5 protein-coding genes, 1 pseudogene and 1 riboswitch are annotated in these 7757 nt (G+C 60.9%); of the genes and pseudogenes, 3 read left to right on the forward strand and 3 right to left on the reverse strand.

What is annotated here, in order from left to right; genetic code table 11:
* Positions 1-249: 249 nt before the first annotated feature.
* Positions 250-474, reverse strand: a complete 225-nt coding sequence (locus PO605_RS30475) for an IS3 family transposase (RefSeq protein ID WP_017407300.1) — start codon at positions 472-474, stop codon at positions 250-252.
* A gap of 472 nt (positions 475-946) precedes the next feature.
* A riboswitch (Fluoride riboswitch) is annotated at positions 947-1017 on the forward strand.
* 84 nt (positions 1018-1101) lie between these two features.
* Here PO605_RS30475 and PO605_RS30480 point away from each other — a divergent pair.
* Positions 1102-2424: a voltage-gated chloride channel family protein gene (locus PO605_RS30480; RefSeq protein WP_026062872.1), complete on the forward strand. Its 1323-nt coding sequence runs from the start codon at positions 1102-1104 to the stop codon at positions 2422-2424.
* Positions 2425-2743: 319 nt separating this feature from the next.
* Here the strand turns inward: PO605_RS30480 and PO605_RS30485 are convergent.
* A pseudogene (locus PO605_RS30485) lies at positions 2744-3406 on the reverse strand (IS66 family transposase zinc-finger binding domain-containing protein); the annotation flags it as partial.
* A gap of 305 nt (positions 3407-3711) precedes the next feature.
* On the opposite strand from PO605_RS30485, the gene PO605_RS30490 reads away from it, so the two are divergent.
* Entirely contained in the window at positions 3712-5190 is a 1479-nt protein-coding gene (locus PO605_RS30490; RefSeq protein ID WP_272207319.1) for a SulP family inorganic anion transporter, read from the forward strand.
* Between the two features lie 10 nt (positions 5191-5200).
* Positions 5201-6058, forward strand: coding sequence for a universal stress protein (locus PO605_RS30495; RefSeq protein ID WP_017406712.1), 858 nt, complete (start codon positions 5201-5203; stop codon positions 6056-6058).
* 655 nt (positions 6059-6713) lie between these two features.
* Here the strand turns inward: PO605_RS30495 and PO605_RS30500 are convergent.
* The gene (locus PO605_RS30500) at positions 6714-7664 is read right to left on the reverse strand and encodes a flavin-containing monooxygenase (RefSeq protein ID WP_334313830.1); all 951 of its coding nucleotides are present in this window, start codon (positions 7662-7664) and stop codon (positions 6714-6716) included.
* Positions 7665-7757: the final 93 nt, after the last annotated feature.

The following is a 7757-nucleotide window of genomic DNA, read 5'->3' on the forward strand; positions in this document are numbered from 1 at the left end:
ATCAACTCCTTTAGAACGGCTCGGGCCATGAAGAGTGGATAGCGTTTAGAGTCTATGCAATCGTCCGGGATGCGACATCTAGAGACACACTCTCGCGCCTGCACTGATCGATCACTATGAGCACACAGAATGCCCGACCATCAAGCATGTGATCGTGCACGAAGTCCATGCGCCAGCGCAGGTCCGGTCCCGTTGCAGGCTGATGCGCTTGCGGCGCTTGACCTTTGTGCGAAGCTGCAACCCCTCAAGTCAGTGTAGGCGATAGACCCGCTTCTTGCCGACCGTACATCTTTCCCGCTTGAGCATGAACAGCACGCGCAAATAGCCTATCCGTGGGCGATCCATCGCGATCTCCCGGATGCGCAGGTGCTGCGAACTTTGATCGAGCGCCTCGCTCTTTTGATACCAGACCGAGGGCCTCAGCAGCGCCAATCTGCACGACCTGCGCGCATTCACTTTGAAGCTCTCCTGCATCCAGGCTGCCAGCTCACGCCGCTTGACAGCCTTCAGAGCTTTTTTCGGACAACCTCCTGCAGGATCTGTTTGTCCAACGTCGGGTCGGCCACGATCTTCAGACGGGCATTTTCATGCTCCAGCATCGTCAAGCGTCTGAGCTCGATGACGCCCAGGTCACCGAGCTTCTTCTGCCCGACTCGGCCAGTCGTAGCGCTTATGCAATCTGCTCCTCGGAAAATCTCGACCTCTTGATTGCTTGTCCTTGCGCCCCTTCGGGACTGCCGGAAAGCGACCCCACTTCCAGTTTTGAAAGGTCAGGAATTCGGGGGAGACGTCAATGGTTTGAGAAACAAACCAGAAACCGACCGCCGGTCCGCGTCAACTTCACCTCCAAATCGCCGAGCTTCTGCCTCATCGCTGGCACCAGCCCCTGGTAAGTCACGGCTGAAGCCCCCAGAGAATTTACTTTGCTGCGGCCGCCAGCTATCATCGCGCCACTGGAGATGGCATTCCTCCATGAACCGTCGCGGCATCGCCGCAGCTAATGATGCCTACAGACACCTGATCACATCACAGGGCTGTAGGCGTTCGCGTTCACATCTGCTTTGCTGGTCGATCAGGCCCTTGTTTTCGCTCCTGATCCACATGACCAGCTTTCGCCGCCCCGAACAACTCGAGCTTCTGCCATATATAGGCAAGTGGCTCGTCATCGCCAGCGTCGTCGCCTTCCTGGCCGGCTCCGCCTCCGCCTTCTTCCTGTTTGCTCTCGACAGGGCTACCAACTGGCGCGAAGCACACCGCCAGGTCATCTGGTTGCTGCCCCTGGCCGGCTTTGCCGTAGGGTGGATCTACTACCGCCTGGGCAAGCCGGTAGATGCCGGTAACAACCTGCTCATCGACGAGATCCACGACCCGAAGAAGGTCGTGCCGTTGCGTATGGTGCCACTGGTGCTAGGGGGCACGGTGATCTCGCATCTCTTCGGGGCCTCCGTGGGGCGCGAAGGCACTGCCGTGCAGATGGGTGGCGCACTTGCCGACCAGCTCACACACCTGTTCCGTCTGAAGCACGAAGACCGGCGCATCTTGCTCATGGCCGGCATCAGCGCGGGCTTTGCCTCGGTGTTCGGCACGCCGCTGGCCGGAGCGATCTTCGGCCTGGAGGTGCTGGCCATCGGCCGCATGCGCTACGACGCCCTGTTCCCCTGCATGGTGGCCGCCATCGTGGCCGACCAGGTCGGACTGGCATGGGGTGTGCATCACACGCACTATGTCGTCACCGCCGTGGCGCCGGTCGCCTTCTGGAGCGTGGTCGCCGTCGTTGCCGCGGGCATCGTGTTCGGCCTGGCCGGGCTAGTGTTCGCCACGGCCACGCACAAGCTCGGCGCGCTGATGAAGCGCTGGATTGCCTACCCGCCCTTGCGCCCGCTCCTGGGCGGCATCGTCGTTGCAACGGCAGTCTGGGCCATCGACGGCTACCGATACATCGGACTCGGCATTCCGACGATCATCGAGTCCTTTCAGGCGCCGGCCGCGCCATGGGACTTTCTTGGCAAGCTGGTCTTCACAGTGGTGTCGCTGGGCACTGGGTTCAAGGGCGGCGAGGTCACGCCGCTGTTCTACATCGGTGCGACCCTGGGCAACGCCATGGCGCCGGTGCTGCACCTGCCGTTCTCGATGCTGGCCGCGATCGGCTTCGTGGCGGTGTTCGCCGGGGCGGCCAATACGCCGGTTGCCACCATCGTCATGGCGGTGGAACTCTTCGGGCCCGCCATCGGCCCGCTCGCTGCCATCGCGTGCATCGCGAGCTACCTGGTCTCGGGCCACACCGGCATCTATCACGCGCAGCGCGTCGGCCACAGCAAGCACCGCCAGGCCTTGCCCGAAGACCTTCGGATCGCGGACATCGCTCAGTTCCGCCGCAAGCAGACGCAAGAGAAGAAGGACAATGCCTCTGGGGAGAAGAAGTGATGACGATGGCAGCCCCACACTCGCACTCACGTCCTGACCGCTCGGCGCCTGCACTTTCCCGCCAACAGCCGTGCCAAGGCCACGCGATTCTGGCACCGACGGAGCGCACCAGCGCTCGCGCAGTACTTGATTACGGTTGCTTGGCGCTCGGGTATTGAGCAAGCGCTGCTTACCAGATCGGCTCGGGCTGCCTGCCGGGGGAGTGGCTTACGCATCACCACCTCGAAGGCCATGTCATGCGGCATCCCCAGTGTCCGGAGCTGCTTGATTCCGAACAGCGGCTTCGGGCTTTCATACAAGAGCATGCGCAGGAGACTCACTGAGCGAGCGTGGAGCGCACGATGGCATGTACGGCTCGCTCTAAGATGGCTTCCTGCCAGTGCAGCGGCAGGTGGTCCAGATACTTGGCGACCAGCACCTGGGCCAGCAAGCCGGTCGTCGGCGGGCCCTTGTCGATAATGTGCGGAGCGACCGGCGCCTGCACGATCCGCTCGCAGCACCTGCACCCCCGCTTGCCGTGGATGTGGCGCTCGACGGTGAAGACGTCGGGCTGGTAGTCGAGCTTCTCGGCCACGTCCTCGCCGATGCATTGCATGGCCTGGCCGCAACCGTAGGTGGTGTTCGTGGGCTCATGGCACACGTCGCGACACGGCAGGTGTGGCGGCAGCTTTTCGCGCCGGGGGTGTTGCCGCTCGCCGGTGGCCCGGCTTGGCTGCAGCGCCCCAATCTCGGCGGCCACTGCCGCCAGGTTGCTGCCCAGCATCTCGTCCAGCAGGCTCTTATACTCGGCGTTGATGAACCGCTCACTCTGCGCACCGAACTTCAGCCGCTTAAGGAATGCGTTCTCGTGCGTGAGCTTCTCGATGACGGCCTTCTTGAATCCAATCTCTTTGCTTGCATCCCGCAGTGCATCGCGCAGTTGGTGGGCATCGAGCGTGTCGAGGTCTTCGGCAATTACGAGTGGTGATGCTACCTGCTCCACGCCGCATCGGCCACCCGCTTAGGCCCTAAGCTTGGCTGCCGGTCTACAATAGTAGGGTGACGCATTACATCTCCAAGTGCTCCGAAGCCACAGTGTTCGTTCCGAACCGTGAGCTGCCGCTTGGGTATTTCTGCTCCGTCACTCCGCCATAGCCTGGCGCGCTTCAAGTCCCTGCTCTAGCGGACTTTCAATATCTTTTTTCGTGCTTCCTCGCTGCCTTTTGGCGGCTTGATGCTGCGCATTTCTCTCGTTGTTTCCGCAGTCTGCAGCGCATCGGCCGTCGTCGGTGGCGTTGCCTTTTTCTCATGAATCTTTCTTCCATCCGGCAAACCTGGTTTGCCAATGTCCGGGGCGATCTGCTCGCGGGCATCGTCGTGGCGCTGGCCCTCATTCCCGAGGCCATTGCGTTTTCCATCATCGCGGGTGTGGACCCCAAGGTGGGGCTGTACGCCTCGTTCAGCATCTGCGTGATCATTGCTTTGGCCGGAGGCCGGCCAGGCATGATCTCTGCGGCCACGGGTGCCATGGCGCTGGTCATGGTCACGCTGGTTAAGGACCATGGCCTGCAGTACCTGCTGGCGGCTACGGTGCTCACGGGCGTGCTGCAGATCCTGGCGGGCGTGCTCAAGCTCGGAGCGCTCATGCGCTTCGTCTCGCGCTCGGTGATCACAGGCTTCGTGAATGCGCTGGCTATCCTGATCTTCATGGCGCAGCTGCCCGAGCTCACCAACGTGAGCTGGGTGGTCTACGCCATGACGGCAGCGGGCCTGGCCATCATTTACGGCCTGCCCTACCTCACCAAGGCAATTCCATCACCCTTGGTGACCATCGTCGTCCTTACCGCAGTCTCCATCGCCATGGGACTGGATATCCGCACTGTGGGCGACATGGGTGAGTTGCCCAGCAGCCTGCCGGTCTTTCTGTTGCCCGACGTGCCGCTGAACCTGGACACGCTCAAGATCATCTTTCCCTATTCGATGACCTTGGCTGTGGTGGGTTTGCTGGAATCGATGATGACAGCCTCCATCGTGGACGACCTCACCGACACCCCCAGCAACAAGAACCGCGAGTGCATGGGCCAGGGCGTCGCCAACATTGCCACGGGCTTTATCGGCGGTATGGCGGGTTGCGCCATGATTGGCCAGTCGGTCATCAACGTGAAGTCGGGAGGACGCGGGCGCCTGTCGGCATTAGCCGCTGGCGTGCTGCTGCTGGTGATGGTGGTGTTCCTGGGCCGCTGGGTAAGCCAGATTCCGATGGCCGCCTTGGTGGCAGTGATGATCATGGTCAGCATCGGCACCTTCAGCTGGAATTCAGTGCGCAAGCTGCGTGAGCATCCGCCCAGTTCGTCTATCGTGATGATTGCCACAGTGGTGGTGACGGTCTCGACGCACGATTTGGCCAAAGGGGTGTTTGTAGGTGTGCTGCTCTCGGGCATTTTCTTTGCGCACAAGGTGGGCCGGGTACTGCGGGTGGACCGCAGCAGCGAGGACCAGGGCCGCACGCGGGTGTACAGAGTCGTGGGGCAGGTGTTCTTCGCGTCATCTGAATCCTTCCTCTCGGCTTTCGACTTCAAGGAGGTCGTTCCCCATGTCCGTATCGACGTCTCGCGCGCGCACTTCTGGGACATTACCGCCGTCGGCGCACTGGACAAAGTGGTGCTCAAGTTCCGTCGCGAGGGTACGGAGGTGGAAGTCATCGGCATGGACGAAGCCAGCAGCACGCTGGTAGACCGATTCGCCATCCACGACAAGCCCGGCGCTGTCGAACAACTCATGCACTGAGGAGACACCAATGAAGAAGGTTTATGCTTATATCGATGGCCTGACGACGACGCCCGCAGTGATTGACTGGGCCGCCTGGTCGGCGCGGCGCCTTGGGGTTCCACTGGAGCTGTTGCATGTGCTGGAGCGCGATCCCGATGCGGCCGCTGTCTCGGATTTCAGCGGCGCTATCGGCCTGGGCGCGCAGGAGGAACTGCTCAGCCAGTTGAGCGAGCTTGACGCCCAGCGCGGCAGGCTATCGCAACAGGCTGGCCGCCAGATGCTGGACCGCGCGCAGGAACGAGCCCGGTCTGCAGGGGTCGAGCAGGTAGCTGCCCTCATGCGCCAAGGCGAATTGGTGGACACCGTGCTGGAGATGGAACCCGATGCGCGCTTGGTTGTGCTGGGCGAGCACCATCGCCCCGGCAAGACAGGAATGTTGCATCTAGACCACCATGTGGAACGCGTCGTGCGGGCAGCAAAGTGCCCGGTGTTGGTTGCGACGAAGGAGGATTTTGCAGAGCCTGCGCACTTCGCTATCGCCGATGACGGCAGTACCACTGCCATCAAGATGGTCGCAGCGGTGGCGCGCAGCCCCATGCTGGCTGGCCTGCCGTGCAGCGTCGTCAGGTGCGGCACGGACGACGGCGAGGCGCGTCGGTCGCTGGATGAAGCCCAGCAGGTTTTGCAGGCCGCTGGTTTCGAGGTGAATGTGGCGATGCTGCGGGGCGATGCGCATGAGGCAATACCCGACTGGCTTGCCTCCCAAGGAACCTCGCTTCTGGTGATGGGCGCCTATGGCCACTCCCGAATTCGCCACCTTGTTGTTGGAAGCACTACGACCACCTTGCTAAGGGTGAGTCCATGCCCGGTTTTGATACTTCGATAAATCAGCCACAGGTAGCGGCTGCAACCCTACCTGCCGAAGTGTTCGAGCGTGGGAGAAGGGCTGTGTTGGCGATGTCCCCGAGGGACGCAAGATGACTTCCCTAGACACTTACGTTGGAACGACGCCAAGTTCCATGGATCGTCTCCATGGACATGCCTGTGGTGAAGTGCCACCAATGAATCGCGCGCGCAGTTGCCCATGCATACAGAGGGGGCCAAGCTTACCCCTGTGATGCTTGATGCAAGGGCAGCGGCTAGGGGGCGCCGACCGCTTGGTTTTTCAGCTCAAACTAGTGTCAGGTACGGGCCTTCTTCCGCGAGTTCTCTGTGCGCCCAGCGGCTGAGCGTCGCCGCTGGTCAGCGCGGACGCGCAACGTGGAGGCGCAGCGGCCAAGCTGTGCCCTGGCAAAATGCCGAACGCCCATAAACACTCGGCGCGCCACAGCGGTCGGACTTTGATTTTTCACGTCCTTGCAAGCTATGCGGCATTGAACTTTAGAGAGATGCGCCACTAGACGTTAGTTTGTGCCCCCATGACAGTGTGAGGAGCGAGCTATCGGCCGAGGCGCAAGCGCTTCGGGCCGATGGGGGGACGGCGTCGCGACCTGCCAAGGGCCCGCGTGTGGCTTCGATCGATCCAAGGCATTCATTCTCAATCAGCGCAATTGAGCTATCAGTCTTTTCGCTATGTACTGAGCATCTGGCCCCACACCTCGCAATGTGGCAGATGCAAAGCTGCGCTGCTTGGGCAACCCTACGAAGTATAGGCCCGGCACCGTAGTTGAGACACCATTTCTATGAGCTACCCGATTTTGTTGGTCGAGCACTGGCAGCTGCCCGAGTGCGTCCAGGTTCGGGCGAAATCCTGTGGCAAAGATGATGCTTTCAACCGGCTCATATGTCCCGTCTTGCCAGACCACACCATCACGCGTCACTTGATGGAACATGTCTTTGTGCCTAATCAGCCCAGAGTGCAGCGCACGCCGATAGGTCCCACGATCGAGCACAGGGGTGCTTTGGTCGTTGAGCCATCTGGTCTTCTCTAAACCAGTCCATTTCAGCCAAGCGTGGAAGTCGATGCCCAAAGGTCGCTGGGGAAAGAAGCGCACAGGTTCCCGGGTCGCTAACGTTACATTCGCGAGTTGAGCCAGCTCATGCGCTATCTGTACAGCAGAGTTCGCAGCGCCCACCACGATGACACGCTCTCCAGAGTACTCTTGGGCTCTTCCATAACTTGCGCTGTGGAGCACGCGGCCCTCAAAGTCCTGCAGGCCTGTTATTTCGGGGATGTAGGGGTGGCTGAATGCTCCCGTGGCCACCACGACGGCCTTGGAAAAAAAGATCTGTTCATCTGCTGTTGCGACGCGAAAGCCTGTCCCCTCTCGCTCCACCAGGACAACCTGCGCTTTTTGTTTGATGGGCAACTGGAAGTGCTCACTGTATTGCTCCAAGTACCCAACCACCTCATCGCGCAGGGGGTAGCGACCTGGATCTCCCGGAAATGCCATGCCAGGCAACCCCGAGTACCGTGCCGGCGAAAACAGCGTGAGGCTGTCGTAGTAGTTGCGCCAATTTCCTCCAGGGGGTCTCCTCGTTTTCAGTGCAATAAGTGACGGTACGAAAAGCTAGCACTGGCGCGGAGGTGGTGTTGGTAGATCGTTGATTTCATTGACTTTCCTGTTCACTTTCAAATCTGCGAT

This window comes from Delftia sp. DT-2 (genome assembly GCF_028401915.1).
Classification (GTDB): Bacteria; Pseudomonadota; Gammaproteobacteria; order Burkholderiales; family Burkholderiaceae_C; genus Comamonas; species Comamonas tsuruhatensis.

Coding starts and splice junctions, on each gene's coding strand:
- PO605_RS30475 (WP_017407300.1), bottom strand. CDS start 474: ATGCAGGAGAGCTTCAAAGTGAATGCGCGCAGGTCGTGCAGATTGGCG.
- PO605_RS30480 (WP_026062872.1), top strand. CDS start 1,102: ATGACCAGCTTTCGCCGCCCCGAACAACTCGAGCTTCTGCCATATATA.
- PO605_RS30490 (WP_272207319.1), top strand. CDS start 3,712: ATGAATCTTTCTTCCATCCGGCAAACCTGGTTTGCCAATGTCCGGGGC.
- PO605_RS30495 (WP_017406712.1), top strand. CDS start 5,201: ATGAAGAAGGTTTATGCTTATATCGATGGCCTGACGACGACGCCCGCA.